The organism is Amycolatopsis acidicola, from assembly GCF_007713735.2.
GTDB classification, from domain to species: domain Bacteria; phylum Actinomycetota; class Actinomycetes; order Mycobacteriales; family Pseudonocardiaceae; genus Amycolatopsis_E; species Amycolatopsis_E acidicola.
On sequence record NZ_VMNW02000141.1, the window covers coordinates 1 to 15,224 of the forward strand.

The 15,224-nt window shown below is 69.9% G+C and carries 14 protein-coding genes and 1 pseudogene; 10 read left to right on the plus strand and 5 right to left on the minus strand.

Annotation, left to right across the window (positions count from 1 at the left end; all coding sequences use genetic code 11):
- Both FPZ12_RS45890 and FPZ12_RS43225 read left to right on the plus strand, forming a co-directional pair.
- Nucleotides 1-220 (plus strand): annotated as a pseudogene (locus FPZ12_RS45890) (hypothetical protein); the annotation flags it as partial.
- A 183-nt stretch (nucleotides 221-403) separates the two neighbouring features.
- A complete protein-coding gene (locus tag FPZ12_RS43225; RefSeq protein ID WP_144758726.1) occupies nucleotides 404-883 on the plus strand; it encodes an SAM-dependent methyltransferase in 480 nt (159 codons plus the stop codon).
- Nucleotides 884-947: 64 nt separating this feature from the next.
- On the opposite strand, the gene FPZ12_RS43230 is transcribed toward FPZ12_RS43225, so the two are convergent.
- Genes FPZ12_RS43230 through FPZ12_RS43245 form a run of 4 tightly spaced genes read right to left on the minus strand, consistent with a single transcriptional unit; the run spans nucleotide 948 to nucleotide 5,096 of the window.
- Nucleotides 948-2,120 carry an aldose epimerase family protein gene (locus FPZ12_RS43230; RefSeq protein WP_144758729.1) on the minus strand — a complete coding sequence of 391 codons (1,173 nt, stop codon included), beginning with the start codon at nucleotides 2,118-2,120 and terminating at the stop codon, nucleotides 948-950.
- A 45-nt stretch (nucleotides 2,121-2,165) separates the two neighbouring features.
- On the minus strand, nucleotides 2,166-2,942 hold the full coding sequence (locus FPZ12_RS43235; RefSeq protein ID WP_243770330.1) for an ATP-binding cassette domain-containing protein: 777 nt from the start codon (nucleotides 2,940-2,942) through the stop codon (nucleotides 2,166-2,168).
- Nucleotides 2,939-3,979, minus strand: a complete 1,041-nt coding sequence (locus tag FPZ12_RS43240; protein WP_144758732.1) for an ABC transporter permease — start codon at nucleotides 3,977-3,979, stop codon at nucleotides 2,939-2,941. The genes FPZ12_RS43235 and FPZ12_RS43240 overlap by 4 nt, the downstream gene beginning before the upstream one ends.
- A gap of 28 nt (nucleotides 3,980-4,007) precedes the next feature.
- Nucleotides 4,008-5,096: a sugar ABC transporter substrate-binding protein gene (locus FPZ12_RS43245; protein WP_144758735.1), complete on the minus strand. Its 1,089-nt coding sequence runs from the start codon at nucleotides 5,094-5,096 to the stop codon at nucleotides 4,008-4,010.
- A 184-nt stretch (nucleotides 5,097-5,280) separates the two neighbouring features.
- On the opposite strand from FPZ12_RS43245, the gene FPZ12_RS43250 reads away from it, so the two are divergent.
- The 6 genes from FPZ12_RS43250 to FPZ12_RS43275 all read left to right on the plus strand — a co-directional run bounded on the left by FPZ12_RS43250 (nucleotide 5,281) and on the right by FPZ12_RS43275 (nucleotide 13,047).
- Complete coding sequence (locus FPZ12_RS43250; protein WP_243770332.1) at nucleotides 5,281-6,003, plus strand: FadR/GntR family transcriptional regulator; 723 nt, start codon at nucleotides 5,281-5,283, stop codon at nucleotides 6,001-6,003.
- Entirely contained in the window at nucleotides 6,004-6,861 is an 858-nt protein-coding gene (locus FPZ12_RS43255) for an SMP-30/gluconolactonase/LRE family protein (protein WP_166463101.1), read from the plus strand.
- Nucleotides 6,862-6,955: 94 nt separating this feature from the next.
- The gene (locus FPZ12_RS43260) at nucleotides 6,956-7,924 is read left to right on the plus strand and encodes an alpha/beta fold hydrolase (RefSeq protein WP_144758741.1); all 969 of its coding nucleotides are present in this window, start codon (nucleotides 6,956-6,958) and stop codon (nucleotides 7,922-7,924) included.
- 42 nt (nucleotides 7,925-7,966) lie between these two features.
- Nucleotides 7,967-10,249: an ATP-binding protein gene (locus FPZ12_RS43265; RefSeq protein WP_144758744.1), complete on the plus strand. Its 2,283-nt coding sequence runs from the start codon at nucleotides 7,967-7,969 to the stop codon at nucleotides 10,247-10,249.
- Nucleotides 10,250-10,559: 310 nt separating this feature from the next.
- On the plus strand, nucleotides 10,560-11,744 hold the full coding sequence (locus FPZ12_RS43270) for an LCP family protein (protein ID WP_243770331.1): 1,185 nt from the start codon (nucleotides 10,560-10,562) through the stop codon (nucleotides 11,742-11,744).
- 166 nt (nucleotides 11,745-11,910) lie between these two features.
- Nucleotides 11,911-13,047 (plus strand): S1 family peptidase, encoded by a 1,137-nt coding sequence (locus FPZ12_RS43275; protein ID WP_144758749.1) that lies wholly within the window; start codon nucleotides 11,911-11,913, stop codon nucleotides 13,045-13,047.
- Nucleotides 13,048-13,105: 58 nt separating this feature from the next.
- Here the strand turns inward: FPZ12_RS43275 and FPZ12_RS43280 are convergent, their stop codons facing one another.
- Nucleotides 13,106-13,318: a hypothetical protein gene (locus FPZ12_RS43280; RefSeq protein ID WP_144758752.1), complete on the minus strand. Its 213-nt coding sequence runs from the start codon at nucleotides 13,316-13,318 to the stop codon at nucleotides 13,106-13,108.
- A gap of 166 nt (nucleotides 13,319-13,484) precedes the next feature.
- On the opposite strand from FPZ12_RS43280, the gene coaE reads away from it, so the two are divergent.
- Together coaE and FPZ12_RS43290 are read left to right on the plus strand one after the other, a co-directional pair.
- On the plus strand, nucleotides 13,485-14,669 hold the full coding sequence (coaE, locus tag FPZ12_RS43285) for a dephospho-CoA kinase (RefSeq protein ID WP_144758755.1): 1,185 nt from the start codon (nucleotides 13,485-13,487) through the stop codon (nucleotides 14,667-14,669).
- 60 nt (nucleotides 14,670-14,729) lie between these two features.
- Nucleotides 14,730-15,056 (plus strand): hypothetical protein, encoded by a 327-nt coding sequence (locus FPZ12_RS43290; RefSeq protein WP_144758758.1) that lies wholly within the window; start codon nucleotides 14,730-14,732, stop codon nucleotides 15,054-15,056.
- Nucleotides 15,057-15,224: the final 168 nt, after the last annotated feature.

The window sequence follows — 15,224 nt, forward strand, 5'->3', positions numbered from 1 at the left end:
GGCCAACACGCCCGCGCCCCCGGCCAACACGCCGACGCGGGCGGCCAACACGGCCGCGCCGCGGGTGAAAACGGCGAAACCGACCATCCCGTCCACGAAGGAGTCCGCGGCGCAGGCCGACAGCCGTCAGGAGGAGACGAAGCAGAAGCGCCGGTGGGCGGTGACGGGCATGATCCTCATCGTGGGCGCGGGTATCGTCGCGCGCCGGATCGGCCGGTGACCCCTTGATCTTCCTGAGCCTCCAACGGAATCGGGGCGGAGCGCGGCGTCCGCGAAGGCTTTTGCGTGAACGTCCCGTACTTCTCCGTGGTCGTCGCAGGTCTCGGCTCTGCCGTGCCCGAGCCGCCCCTGGATTTTCCCGGCTCCGCGCGCGGGCGAATAGCCCATCAGGCACACTGAAGGCATGATCTTGCATCCGATCGGTTTCGTCCGGTCTCCGAGGTCTGAGCCGGTCGACGACGACTGGGACTCGGTCACCGCGCTGGTCGAGCTCGACGGGGCACTGTTCGGTCCGGACGCCCTGTGGGGCCTGGCCGAGTTCTCCCACGTCGAGATCGTGTACGTGTTCGACCGGGTCAGCCCGGACGAGATGCAGCGCGGGGCGCGCCATCCGCGGGACAACCCGGAATGGCCGCAGGTCGGCATCTTCGCCCAGCGCGCCAGGAACAGGCCGAACCGGATCGGCGTCACCACCTGCCGGCTGCTCGGCGTGGACGGGCTCACCATCAAGGTCCGCGGCCTCGACGCGATCGACAGCACCCCGGTGCTCGACGTCAAGCCGTACCTCGCGGAGTTCGCCCCGCGCGAAGAGGTCGTGCAGCCGTCGTGGTCCCGCGAGCTGATGGCGGGCTACTGGGAAAAGCCGGTGGCGGCCAAGGCGTAGCGGGGCGGTCACCCCGCGCGTACGAAAGCGGGCGGCCCGCCGGGCCGCCCGCTTCGCTGTGTGGTCAGCTGGTGCCGAGCGCGAAGACCGTGGTGGTGTGGTAGGTCTCGCCGGGCCGCAGCACCGTGCTCGGGAAATCGGGCTGGTTCGGCGAATCGGGGTAGTGCTGGGTTTCCAGCGCGAACCCGTAGCCCTGCCGGTACGCGTGGCCGCTCGTGCCGTACAGCGTGCCGTCGAGGAAGTTGCCGGAGTAGAACTGGATCCCCGGCTGGTCCGTGCTGATCGTCAGCGTCCGCCCGCTTTCCGGGTCGGTCGCTTTCGCCGCCTGCGTCAGTGACTTGCCGCCGCCCGAGTTGAGCACCCAGTTGTGGTCGTAGCCCTGGCCGATCACCAGTTGCGGGTCGTTGTCGGCGATCCTGGCGCCGATCGCGGTCGGCTTGGTGAAGTCGAACGGCGTGCCCTTGACCGGGACGATCTGCCCGGTCGGGATCTGCGTGCTGTCGGTCGGCGTGTAGCTCGCCGCGTTCAGCTGCAGCTTCTGGTCGTAGATGTCGCCGCTGGCCTCACCGGCGAGGTTCCAGTACGTGTGGTTGGTCAGGTTCACCACGGTGGGAGCGTCCGTGGTGGCCTGGTAGCCGATGGACAGCCGGTTCTGCTCGTCGAGGGTGTAGGTGACGGTCGCGTTCAGCGTGCCGGGGTAGCCCTGGTCGCCGTCCGGGCTGGTGACGGTGAGCTTCAGCCCCGCGGTGCCCTTGCCCGGCACCTCGGTGACGTTCCAGACCTTCTTGTCGAAGCCCTGCAGGCCGCCGTGCAGGCTGTTGCCGTTGTTGTTCACCGGGACGTTGTAGGTCTTTCCGTCCAAAGTGAACTGTCCCTTGGCGATCCGGTTCGCGTAACGCCCGATGAGTGCGCCGAAGTAGACGCCGCCGCCCGCTTCGGGGCTGTTCTTCGCGACGTAGTCCGCGAGCGTCGGGAAGCCGAGCACGACGTTCGCGCTCTTGCCGTGTTTGTCCGGGACGCTGAGGGTCTGGATGATCCCGCCGTAGGACAGGATCTGCACCTTCATCCCGTGGGAATTGCTCAGGGTGTACCGGTAGACGGCGGTGCCGTCGGCCTGCCCGAAGTACTCCTTGGCGATGGTGGGGGAATGGCCCTGCGGGGCGGCGGCGGAGACTCCGCTCAACCCCAGGGCCGCGACAGCGACTGCGCTCACCGCGAGCGCGATTCTTCCGCGCATGACAAACACACCCTCCCATTCGTGAGGTCGGGCGGAAAGGGACTCCTATCCGCCGTTGGTGTTCAACCGGTATTCGGCGTGCACGAGTTCGAGCAGTTCGGCGACCGACGTCTCCTTCGACGGTTTGTCGAAGGTGATTTCCCCGTGCTGCAACAGGTTCACCCGGTCGCAGACGTCGACCACCTGGCTGTAGTTGTGCGCGATGAGGATGATCGCGATGTCGCCGCGGGCTTTCAGCTGCGCCAGCAGCCGCAGGATCAGCCCGCCCTCCTTCGCGCCCATCGCGGCCAGCGGTTCGTCGAGCAGGAGCAGTTTCGTGTTCTGGGAGTACACCGAGCGCGCCACCGCGATGGCCTGGCGCTGCCCGCCGGAGAGCTGTCCGACCTCGGCGGTGACGGTCGGGATGTTGATCCCGATCGCGTCGAGCGCCTCGCGGGCCCGCCGCTTCATCTCCTTCCGCTTCAGGAAGGGCAGCGGTTTGTGCACGAGTTCCTTGTTCAGGTGCAGGTTCAGGTACACCGGCAGGTCGTTGACCATCGCGAGGTCCTGGAACACCGTCTCGATACCGAGCGAGCGCGCGTGCGTCACCGACTTCAGCTGCACCGGCTGCCCGTCGAAGACCAGGGCACCCTGGTCGGGCTGGTGGAACCCGGTGAGGATCTTGATCAGCGTGGACTTGCCCGCCCCGTTGTCGCCGATCAGCCCGAGTATCTCCCCGCGCCGCACGTTGAGGTTGATGTCCTCGAGCGCCCGCACCGGGCCGAACCGCTTGCTGACGTGCTCGGCCCGCATCACCTCGGGCACGCCGTTGGTCTCACTCACGAAAGCCTCCGGGAACCGAGTTTCTTGCGCAGCATGGCCAGGTACACGTTCAGCAGTGCGGCGACGAGGATCGCGATGCCCAGCAGCACGTAGAACCCGTTGGCGCTGATCCCGGTGAGGTTGAACCCGTCGTAGACCAGGCCGAGCAGCAGCGCGCCGAGGAACGCGCCGATCACCGTGCCCGAACCGCCGAGCAGCGCGGTGCCGCCGATGACCGCCGCGGCCACCGCGTAGAACATCGTGTTGAACCCGCCGTTGGTCGGGTCGTAGGAGCCGACCCTGGTGCCCTGCAGGATGCCGGCCAGCCCGGCGAGCCCGCCGGTGATGGAGAAGCAGATGACCTTGATCCGGTTGGTGCGGATACCCGATTCGGCCGCGCCCAGCGGGTTCCCGCCGGTGGCCTGCGTGGCGATGCCGAACCGGGTGGTGGACAGGATCACCTGCATCACCGCGACGACCACCAGCGCCCACAGGAACTCCGACCAGCCCCAGTGCCCGAAGACCTCGATCACCCAGGAGTCCGTCGGCGCGCTGATCGGCGAGCCGCCGGAGATGATCAGCGACAGGCCCCACAGCAGGAACGCCATGCCGAGGGTGGTGATGAACGCCGAGAGCCCGAACAGCGTGTGGATCAGCCCGTTCACCATCCCGATCGCCGCGCTCACCGCGATCGACCCCAGCACCGCCAGCAGCAACGGGAAACCGTTGTTGTAGAACAACATCAGCACGAACGGTGACAGCGTGAACACGAAGCCCGCGGACAGGTCGATCTGCCCGCAGATCAGCACCATCACCTCGCCGGCACCGACGATCGCCCACGGCGCCACGTACTGCGCGATGGTGTGGTAGTTCTGCTCGGTGGCGAAACCGGGCCCGCTGGTGGCCAGGAAGTAGATCGCGGCCGCGATCGTCACCAGCAGGATGCTCAGTTCCTTGATCCGGATCAGCCCGAGCAGGAAACCGCGGCGCGGCGGTGGCCCGCCGTCTTCGGTGCCGCCCGTGCGGCCGGAGGTCTTCCCGGTGAGCGCGTCTGTCATGTCTTACCTCGGGTCGGGCCGGCGGCGGTCAGGCGGTCGCCGCGGGCAGCGGGATGGACTTCGGCATGTCGATCAGCGCCGTGTTGGACCCGCCCTCGAACTTGCTGTTGGCCGAGACGTACGGGCCCACGTTGTCCTTGGTGACGAAGGTGAGGCCGGTGTCGGTGACCGGCGGCGAGACGAGCGTGCCGGAGAGCCGGTACAGGTACATGTACAGCACCGGCAGGAAACCCTGCAGGTACGCGGACTGGTCGATGGTGAAGTCCAGTGCGCCGGACTGCACGCCCTTGAGTGTGTCGGACAGCGTGTCGTACCCGCCGGCGTGGATCTTGCCCTGCAGGGCGCGGTTGGAGATCAGCTGCGCGATGGAGGCGGTGCTGCCTGCGTCCACGGCGTAGAGGCCCTTGGCGTCGGTGTGCCCGTCGTAGGCGGCGGTGATCGCGTTCAGCTCGTTCGCCTGCTCCGCGCCGGTGTTGACCGACTGCACGGTGACGCCCGGCGCCACCTGCTTGAGCGCGTCGGTGATGCCGTTCAGGCGCGGCTGCACGTTGTTGCCGCCCGGCTGCGAGATGCCGACGAGGATCAGCCCGGAGGTGATGTCCTTCGCGATCCGCTGTCCCATCTGGAAACCGGAGGTGTAGAGGTCCTGCCCGACGTAGGTCAGCGGGTAGTTGCCCGGCGCGGTGGCGTTGTAGGCGATCACCGGGATGCCCTTGGCCAGCGCGGCTTTCGTGGGCTCGACGAAGGCGTTGTTGTCGGTCAGCGCGATGGCGATGCCGTCCACGTTGCCGTTCACCGCGGTGGAGAAGGCGTTGGCCATCTCCGAAACGTTTCCTTCGGTGGAGCCGGTCCACTGCGGGTCGGGCAGGCCGAGCAGCTTCGCGGCATCGGTCATGCCGGTCTTCGTCGGCACGAAGAAGGAGTTCGTCGTGACGTGGTTGATGAAGGTGAAGCGCCACGCGGGGGTACTCGGGAACGCGCCGGCGCCGCCGCCGGAACTCTGGGGCTGCGCGCCGTTGCAGGCGGTGAGCAGCGCGCTGGCGGCGACCGCTCCACCTCCTGCCCCGAGGAACTTCAATGCGGCCCTGCGTGAGGTCGCGGCCTTCTCGTCGCTCATGTCAACCACCCATCCACTTCGGCGGGGAACTCGGGGCACGGGGTCAAGCGTGCCTGAATCATTGGATGATTCGTCGATACAGTCAAGGCTCACTGTGGACCGAACCAGTGGCCCGGATAACGATTGGGACAAGGCGGGGCGATTTGACATTATCTATCAATGATTCAATGATTACTCCGTGAGTATGACCAGGGAGGGGCCGCTCGGCAGGCACCGCACGATCCACGGCCGGGTGGTCGAGTGGATCGGCCGCCGGATCGTGTCCGGCGAGCTCCCCGACGGGTCGCGGCTGCCCAACGAGGCCGAGCTGGCCGCCCAGCTCAACGTGAGCCGCGGCGGGGTGCGCGAGGCGGTGAAAGCCTTGGCCGCCAAGGGTTTGGTCGAGCCGCGGCCGCGTCTCGGCACCCGGGTGCTGCCGCGTGAGCAGTGGAACCTGATGGACCGCGAGGTCATCAACTGGCACGGGCAGCTCGCCAAGGCCGATTTTCTCAAAGACCTCCTGGAGCTTCGCCTGATGGTCGAACCCGGCGCGGCGCAGCTGGCCGCCGAGCGCGCCACGGCCGAGCAGCTGGCCACTCTGGAAGACGCGTACGCGCGCATGGAACAGCACGCGCCGAACCTCCCCGAGGACGAGGAGGCGTTCGTGGACGCCGACCTCGCCTTCCACCTGATCCTGTTGAAGGCCAGCGGCAACCAGCTCATCGAGCAGCTCGGCAGGCTGCTGGAAACCAGTCTGTACCACGGTTTGGAGGCCAGCTCGCACGCGCCGGGCGGGGTCGCCGCCACGCTGCCGCTGCACCAGGCGGTGCTCGTGGCGGCGAAGGGCAGGCGCCCGGTGGCCGCGGGCCGCGCGATGAAACGCCTCATCGACACCACCGCCGAGGCGGTCCGGCAGATGGTGGGCTGAATGTCCACAGTGGACCAGGTGACCGCGCCCGTCGCGGCGCACGGCGAAGGCCCGGTGTGGCACGACGGCTGGCCCGGGGTGCGCTGGGTCGACATGCTCGCCGGGGATGTGCTGGAGCTGCCGGCTTCCGGTGAGGTCGTGCGCCACCACGTCGGCACGGTCGCGGCGGCGCTGCGGCCGACGGTGGACGGGGGAGCGGTGCTCGCGCTGGAGCGCGGTTTCGCCCTCGCCGACGCGGCGCTCGAGAACGTACGCCCGCTCGGTGAGTTGTGGACGGACCCGGCGATCCGGATGAACGACGGCGGCTGTGACCCCGATGGCCGGTTCTACTGCGGCACGATGGCGTACGCCGAGACGCCGGGCGCGGGCAGCCTGTACCGGCTGGACCCGTCCGGCGAGGTGAGCACGGTGCTGTCGGGGGTGACCATCTCCAACGGGCTCGCCTGGAGCCCGGGCGGGGAAAGCGCTTACTACATCGACACCCCCACCCACCGCGTCGACGTGTTCGACTACTCCGCCGAGGCTGGGCTGACCGGACGGCGCCCCCTGTTCACGATCCCCGGACAGGCCGGCTCTCCCGACGGCATGACGGTCGACGCGGAGGGGCAGCTATGGGTCGCGTTGTGGGGCGGCAGCGCGGTCCGGTGCTACAGCGCGAAAGGCGAGCTGCTGGAGCACGTCACGCTACCGGTCAGCCAGGTCACCGCCTGTACGTTCGGTGGCCCCGCGCTGGACGAGCTGTTCATCACCACCTCGCGGCAGGGCGTGCCCGAAGGTGAGCAGCCGGAGGCGGGCGCGTTGTTCCGGTACCGGCCCGGCGTCCGTGGCCTCCCCGCGGGCGTCTACGGGGTTCCGTAACGTTCTACGTAGTTTCCCGGTCGCCGGAGTACGGGCCCGCTTGAAATTCTCCCTGCGAAACAACTGTTCCGATTCTCAGCAGGGGAGAATCCCGATGCACTACCTCGGCGCCGCGGCGCTGCGGGCCGCCACGTGGGGGCTTGTCCGAGGCCGCGAGCGCGTCGCGCCGCTCGTGCCCGTCTGCCCTTCCCGGTCGTACCAGGTCATCGCCGACGACGGGACCGAGCTGTACGCCGAGGCCTCCGGCGATCCGGCCGCCCCGGTCACGTACGTGCTGTGCCACGGCTACGCGCTCACCAGCGCCAGCTGGTGCTTCCAGCGCGCCGCGCTTTCCGCGCACGCCCGGGTGGTCACCTGGGATCAGCGCGGGCACGGCCGCTCGGCGCGAGGCCCGGCCACGAACGCCACGATAGACCAGCTGGGCCGCGATCTGCTCTCCGTCCTCGAGCAGACCTGCCAGGGCGGTCCCGTCGTGCTGGCCGGGCATTCGATGGGCGGCATGACGGTCATGGCGCTCGCCGAGGCCCGGCCGGACCTGTTCGGTGATCCGGTCACCGCCGTGGCCCTGCTCGCGACGACGGCCGCGCCGGTGGCCCGGGATCCGTTGCAGGGGCTCGCGCACCGGCTCGGGCCCGCCGCGCTCGCGGGGCTGAGCCGGGTTCCGGGGGTGCTTCGCGTGGGGCCGGTGCGCGAACTGACCCGCTCGCTGGTGTCGTGGCACGGTTTTTCCGGCGCCGCCGACGCCGGGCTCACCGATTTCCTGCTGGAAATGATCGAATCGGTCCCCTTGGAGGTGCTCGGTGATTTTCTGCCGTGTTTTCGACAGCACGACAAACGGGCCGCGCTGAGTGTGCTGGGGAACGTCGACTGCCTCGTCATGGCCGGGGCCGCCGACACGATAACCCCTTGCGGCGAAAGCGAAATGATCGCCGCCGCGGTGCCGTCCGCGCGCCTGGTCGTGCTGCCGTCGGCCGGGCACGCGTTCCTCTTGGAACAGCCGGGGGAAGTCAATGCCCAACTGCTGCGCCTCGGTGGTGATTTCGCGCGATTGCGCACCGCCTGAACGGGAAAAGCGGGCCACGGCGGAACGGCCTACACTTTTCCTGTGTCCGAACCGTTCGGCCGCGGTGGCAGGGTTCCGGCCGAGTTGACCAGTTTCGTCGGCCGCCGCCGGGAACTGGCCGAAACCAAGCGGCTGCTGGGCGTGTCCAGGCTCGTCACGCTGGCCGGAATGGGCGGGGTGGGCAAGACGCGGCTAGCGTTGCGCGCGGCCGCCGGGCTGCGGCGCGCTTTTCCCGACGGGGTCTGGTTCGTGCGGCTGGCCGAGCTGACCGATCCGGACCTGCTGCCGCTCACCATCGCCGCCGGACTGGGCCTGCCGCGCGAGCAGGCCGACGAGCTAGCCGGGGTGCTCGAAGACAAGCGGCTGCTCCTCGTCCTCGACAACTGCGAGCAGGTCGTGGCGGCCGCGGCGGCGGCGTCGGCCAAGCTCCTTTCGGCCACGCTCGGTGTGCGGATCCTCGCTACCAGCAGGCAAATCCTCCGCGCGGAGGGGGAACAGGTGCTCGTCGTGCCCCCGCTTTCGGTGCCCGGCGAGCATCGCGCGCACGGCGAGGCCGTCGCGTTGTTCGCCGACCGCGCTTCGGCCGTACTGCCCGGATTCGCCGTGGACGAGGAAAACCGGGAGACGGTCGCCGGAATCTGCCGCAGGCTCGACGGCATCCCGCTCGCCATCGAACTCGCCGCGGTACGGCTGCGCGTGCTCTCGCCGGAGCAGGTCCTGCACCGGCTGGACGATCGTTTTCAGTTGCTCACCGGGGGAAACCGCACCGCGGCGCCGAGGCAGCAGACCCTGCGCGCCACGTTCGACTGGAGCTTCGAGCTGTGCACCCCGGCCGAAAGATCGGTGTGGGAGGCGGTTTCCGTCCTGGCGGGCGGGTTCGACCTGGAGGCGGCGGAAGCGGTGTGCGCGGGCGACGGGATCGCGGTCACCGACGTGCTGGACCTGGTCGCGGGCATGGTGGACAAGTCGATCCTCCAGCGCCGCACCGGAACCTACGGCCGCGCGGCCGGATACCGGATGCTCGGGACGGTCCGCGAGTACGGGCGGCTGAAGCTCACCGGTTCGGGCAGGGAGGACGAAGTACGGGCACGCCATGTGGCTTACTGGCGGAACCTGGCGGGCCGGTTCCGCGACGAATCCTTCGGTCCCGGGCAGCTCGACTGGATCGAGCGGCTCCGCCGTGAACACGCGAGCGTGCGGGACGCGCTCGAATACTGCGTCGCCGAACCGTCTCGCGCCGGGGACGCGGCCGAGATCGCGGCCGCGCTGTGGCATTTCTGGTACGCGGGCGGGCTCGTGCCGGAAGGGCGGCGCTGGCTGAAAACGGCGCTGGCGCTGGACAGTACGCCCACCCCGGTCCGCGCGCGGGCGCTCGCGGCTTGCGCGTTCATGGCGCTGCGCACGGGAGAGCCCGACGTCGCGGGCGAGTTGCTGGACGAGCTTCGCGCGCTGGGCGACGAGCCGACGCGCGCGAGTCTCGCGCAGGGGGCGGGCACAGCGTCGTTCCTCGCCGGGGATCTGTGCACCGGCCGGACTTTGCTGGAGGAGGCGCTGGCCGGGTGCCGCGAAGCCGGGGATCTGCTGCAGGTCGTCACCACGCTGGTGTTGCTCGCCTCCGTGGCGTTCTTCCAGGAGGACGACGTCGGCCTCGCGATGGCGGAGGACGCGTTGCGGCTGTGCGAAAAGCACCAGGCGCACTGGTCGAAAACCCAGGCGCTGTGGGCGGTCGCGATCCACGAATGGCGGCGGGGCGGGTACGAGCGGGCCGCGGCGCTGCTGCGGGAGGCGATCGCGTTGCGGCTGGCCGACAGTACGCAGCTCGCGGCCACGATCGGCGCGCTGGCGTGGTGCGCCGGATCGGCGGAGCGGCACCAGCGCGCGGCCGGGCTGCTCGGCGCGGCGCAGGCGGTCCGGCGGCTCTGCGGGGCGCGCGCTTCGGAAACCAGTCCCTACCGGGTCTTCGACGAGTGGTGCGCTGCGCAGGCCCGCCACGCCCTGGGCCCGCGTGCCTTCGACAGCGCGTTCCAGGAGACCGCCGAGCTCTCCAGGGAAGACGCGATTTCCTTTGCGCTGGAAGAAAAACCGGGCAAGCCGCGGCCGGCGCCCGCCCGCAAGCCTGGCCGCCCCGGCGGGCTCACCCGGCGTGAGCGCGAGATCGCCGAACTGGTCGCCGAAGGCATGAGCAACCGCGCGATCGCAGCCCGCCTGGTCATCGCCCAGCGCACCGCGGAAACCCATGTGGAGAACATCCTGGCGAAGCTGGGGTTCACGTCGCGGGCGCAGATCGCGGCGTGGCTCGCCGAACATCGCGCGGCCGGGGTGTGAGCGAATCCCTCCGTGGTCGCGGAAGTACGTAGCGAACTCGGTAGGTCTCCCGGCCCGCGAAGCCGGGTGCCGGCGCATTCTGGGACGCACTCCGAGCCAGCCGGCCGGCTTCCGCCCTCCCCCTCGGCAAGTCGTCCGGCCGAGCGCGGCGGGTGCGCGCCCAGCCTGCCCGTGACGGCGTCCCCGCCGCGCTCTTTCCAACCCGTCACACGAAATTCACACCGGACCCGCCGAAACTCACAGGAAACTGTCAGATGCGCGCGGGATACTGGTCTCACAAGTTCGGGTGAAAAATCGGGGGAGGGCCGGAGTGCGCTGGAAGCCGCTCGCATACAGCGCGTTGGGTCTGGCCTCGCTTCTGGTGCTCGGCGTCACCGGCTACGCGTGGAGCCAGGTGAACCGGCTCCAGGACCTGGCCACGGCCGACGTCATCGAGCCTTCGGCACAGCTGCCCTCCGCCAACGGCTCCACGTACGTGCCCGAGCAGAACATCCTCCTCGTCGGACTCGACTCGCGGACCGACGCGCAGGGGAATCCCTTGCCACAGAACGTGCTCGACCAGTTGCACGCCGGTGACTCCGGGGACGGCGGTGACACCACCGACACGATGATCGTGCTGCACGTCCCGGCGGGCGGCGGCGAGGCCACGGCCATCTCGATCCCGCGCGACTCCTACGTGCAGATCGCCGGAGGGTACGGCAAGCACAAGATCAACTCGGCGTACACCTACGGCCGCCAGGCCGAGTTCACCAAGCTCACCGGGGAAGGCGTGACGGGCGCGGAGCGCGAGAAGCAGGCGGCCGCGGCCGGGGCGCGCACGGCGATCCAGACCGTGGAGGAGTTCACCGGGCTCACCATCAACCACTACGCGGCGATCAACCTGGTGGGTTTCTACACGCTGAGCCTCGCCGTCGGCGGGGTGCCGGTGTGCCTCAAGAACCCGGTGCACGACAGCTATTCCGGGGCGGACTTCCCGGCCGGGGAGCAGACGATCTCGGGCACGCAGGCGCTGGAGTTCGTGCGGCAGCGGCACGGCCTGCCGAACGGCGACCTCGACCGCATCGCCCGGCAGCAGGCTTTCCTCGCCAGCGCGGCGAAAGTCGTGCTCGGCGCCGGCACGCTGGCGAACCCGGTGAAGCTCGGGAACCTCATCGACGCCGTGCGGCAGGCGGTCACCCTCGACCACGGCTGGGACGTGCTGACCTTCGCCCAGCAGATGCGCGGGCTGAGCTCGGACGGGCTCACCTTCGCCACCATCCCGGTCCAGTCGCTGACCCTGCAGACCCCGTACGACGGGGACGCGGTGAAGGTCGACCCGGACCAGGTCCGCGCGTTCGTCCAGCACCTGCTGGGAAAAACGCCGTCGAGCAGCAGCGCCGCCACGCCCGCGTCGTCGGTCGCGGCGGCGGCCGCGCAGAGCGGCTCCCCGCCCACCACTTCGGCGTCGTACGTGCCGAGCGCCGAGACGACGGATCTCAGCGGCTGCGTCAACTGACACGGGCTTCACGGCGTTTTGCCGCCGGGTGAACCCTTCCGGCGCGCCGATGGCGGATATTCACCAACCTACTTTTGCCGGGTTTCGGTGCCGGTGTCTCGCGGGTGAGACTCGGACCGTGGTCGCGCGACCCGGTCCCTGTACTCGAAGCGAAGCGAGCGAGCGAATGAAGCGAACGAAACTGGTGAAGTCCATGGGGGTGGCCGGAGTGGCCGCCGGTGCCGCGCTGGCCCTGTGCCTCACGCCGTCCGCGACGGCGGCGCCGCTGGCCTCCCAGCCGGTGCTGAACGCGATGCAGCGTGACTTCGGGTTGACCGCCGAGCAGGTGCGGACCCGGCTGGCGCAGGAGTCCGCCGCGACGTCGGTGACGTCCGCCGCGCGGTCCGCGGCCGGTGCCGGTTTCGGTGGCGCCTGGTACGACGCGGCGACCGGGAAGCTGGTCGTGGGCGTGACCGACGCCGCCCGCGCCGCCGCGGTGCGGGCCACCGGCGCCGACGTCGCGAACGTGGCGCACACGCAGGCCGCGCTCGACGCCGCCAAGGCGGCGATCGACGGCTACGCCGGGCAGACCGCGCCCAAGGACGTCACCGGCTGGTACGTCGACGAGCAGGCCAACTCGGTCGTCGTCACCGTCAAGCAGGGCGCGGCGGACCCGAACGTGCGGAAGTTCCTCGATTTCGCCAAGGCCGCCGGCCCGGTGCGCGTCGACTCGGTCACCTCGGCGCCGCGCCTGTACGCGGGTGACGTCATCGGTGGCGACGCCTACTACATCAACGGCTCCGCGCGCTGTTCGGTCGGGTTCTCCGTCGAGGGCGGGTTCGTCTCGGCCGGGCACTGCGGCAGCGCGGGCGACTCGGTCACCGGACCGGACGACTCGGCAATGGGCACGTTCCAGTCGTCTTCCTTCCCCGGCAACGACTACTCGTACGTGAAGACCAGCTCGGACTGGACCCCGACGTCCACTGTGGACGGTTACGGCAACGGTGACGTGACGGTCGCGGGTTCGGACGCGGCGGCCGTCGGCGCGTCGGTCTGCCGCTCGGGCTCCACCTCGGGCTGGCACTGCGGCACGATCAAGGCGACCAACCAGACGGTCAACTACTCGGAGGGCAGCGTCTCCGGCCTGACCCAGACCGACGCCTGCGCCGAGCCCGGCGACTCGGGCGGCTCGTGGGTCAGCGGCAGCCAGGCCCAGGGCGTCACCTCGGGCGGCTCGGGCGACTGCACCAGCGGCGGCGAGACGTTCTTCCAGCCGGTGAACGAGATCCTCTCGGCCTACAACCTCACCCTCGTCACGGGCTGAGACCGGGCATGACGAGCAGGGCACTCCGGCGCGGGGGTGCCCTGCTTCGCGTCGCGTGTCAGGTGGTGGCCGGGACCCACACGCGCTCGAGCGCGGCGGCGCGGGCGCGGCGGCGGAGGCCGGCCAGGCTGTGTTTGGCGGGAACGAGCAGCGCGGTGAGCCAGGTCCGCCGGTACTCCTCGAGCGCGAGGGCCACCGGCCGGTACAACAGGCAGTGCACCAGCCCCGGTGTGCCGAGACGGTGCTTCCCGACGTGCTTGCTCGCTGGCATCGTTCCTCCGTGTGGGCGACTCTTCGCCGCGCACGCTACGCAATGGGGGCCAGGATCCGAAGCAGCACCCCCGGCGTGTCCCCCGTATCGGTTCGATCACAGCCGCCGGGTGGCCGCCGACCCCGCTCCGTGTCCGCGCGTCCGGTCTACCTGGTTGAATGCGGGCATGCTGCGCTTGGGGCTCACCGGAGGTATCGGGGCGGGGAAGTCGACGGTCGCGAAACGGCTCGCCGAGCACGGGGCCGTGGTGGTCGATTCGGACAAGCTGGCCCGCGAGGTCGTGGAGCCGGGCACCGAGGGCCTGGCCGCGCTCGTCGAGGCGTTCGGCACGGAGATCCTCGCCGGGGACGGTTCGCTGGACCGGCCCGCGCTCGCGGCGAAGGCGTTCCGTGACGAGGAGTCGCGGCAGCTGCTGAACAGCATCACCCACCCCCGGATCGGCGCGCGCACTGCGGAGCTGGTCGCGCAGGTGCCCGCGGACGGGATCCTCGTGCACGACGTGCCGCTGCTCGTCGAGGCCAACTACATGCCCAACTACCACCTGGTCCTCGTGGTCGGCGCCCCCGAGGAGACGCGGGTGAAGCGGCTCGTCGAACTGCGCGGGATGGCCGAGGAGGACGCCCGCGCCCGGATCGCGACGCAGGCCACCGACGAACAGCGCCGTGCCGCGGCGGACATCTGGCTCGACAACGGTGGCACGGAGGACGTCGTGCTGGCCGAAGTGGACCGGCTGTGGGCGGACAGGCTGGTGCCCTTCGAGGCGAACATCCGGTTGCGCCGCCCGCGCAAGCCGGCCGGCGCGGTGATCTCGCCGTACGACGAGGAGTGGCCGCTGCAGGCCCGGCGCGCGCTCGCGCGGATCCGGCAGGTGGCGGGGGAGCGCGCGGAGCGGGCCGACCACATCGGATCGACGGCGGTGCCCGGGTTGCCCGCCAAGGACGTCGTCGACCTCCAGCTGACAGTGTCCACTTTGGACGATGTCGACGCGTTCGCCGACGAGCTCTCCGACGCGGGTTTCGTCCGCGCGGAGGGGGAGTGGTGGGATCACCCGCAGGACGGCGGCGAGAAGTGGCCCAAGCGTTTCCACTACGGAGCCGACCCCGGGCGTCCGGTGAACCTGCATGTGCGTTCGCGGGAGACCCCGGCGTGGCGGCTGGCGTTGCTGTTTCCGGCTTGGCTGCGGGAAAACCCCGCGGAGCGGGAGGCCTACGCGGAGGTGAAGCGCGCACTGGCGGCCGAGCTGAAGGGCGACGAGACGATCGACGCGTACGCCGAGCGGAAACAGGCGTGGGTCGACGAGGCTTTCAAACGCGCCGAAGCCTGGGCTGCCGCGACTTCCTGGACGCCGTAGGGCTGGCAGGTAGCGGCCACGCGTGTCTTGTGGTGGTGGGCTTGCTGGCATGCTGCGCCCATGAGGAGCCGGGCAGTCTTGGTGTCGGCAGGTGGCGTGCTGGTCGCTGTGGTGGCATTCGCGGTGGTGGCGGGGACCGGGAACCTGTTCGGCCGCACCGTTCCCGGCCAGGCCTGCGCCGGTTCGGCCGTGGTGGTGTTCTCCGAGCGGGTGGACATGGTTTCGGAGTTCGTGACCGCCCTCCGGGAAGACAACTCGGCGGAGGTGGACACCGAGCCGCCCGGGATGCGGGTGCTCATGCGGGACCGGCCGTCCGCCGAGCGGATGCTCCAGACGCTGCCGCCCGTGTTGCGCGCGATGGCGCGGATCGAGGGCAACCCCTGCTGAAGCGGTCACATGTCCGCGATCGCGATCACCAGCGGCTTGAGACAGCAACGGACGCGCGTAGCGCGCGCTGTGTGACACCCCACCACCGCCCCGATCTGTGAGTGTTCGCGATCTTGTCACTGCGTCAAGGCGGGAAAGATGCCTTGACCCAGCGCCAAGATCGCAAGG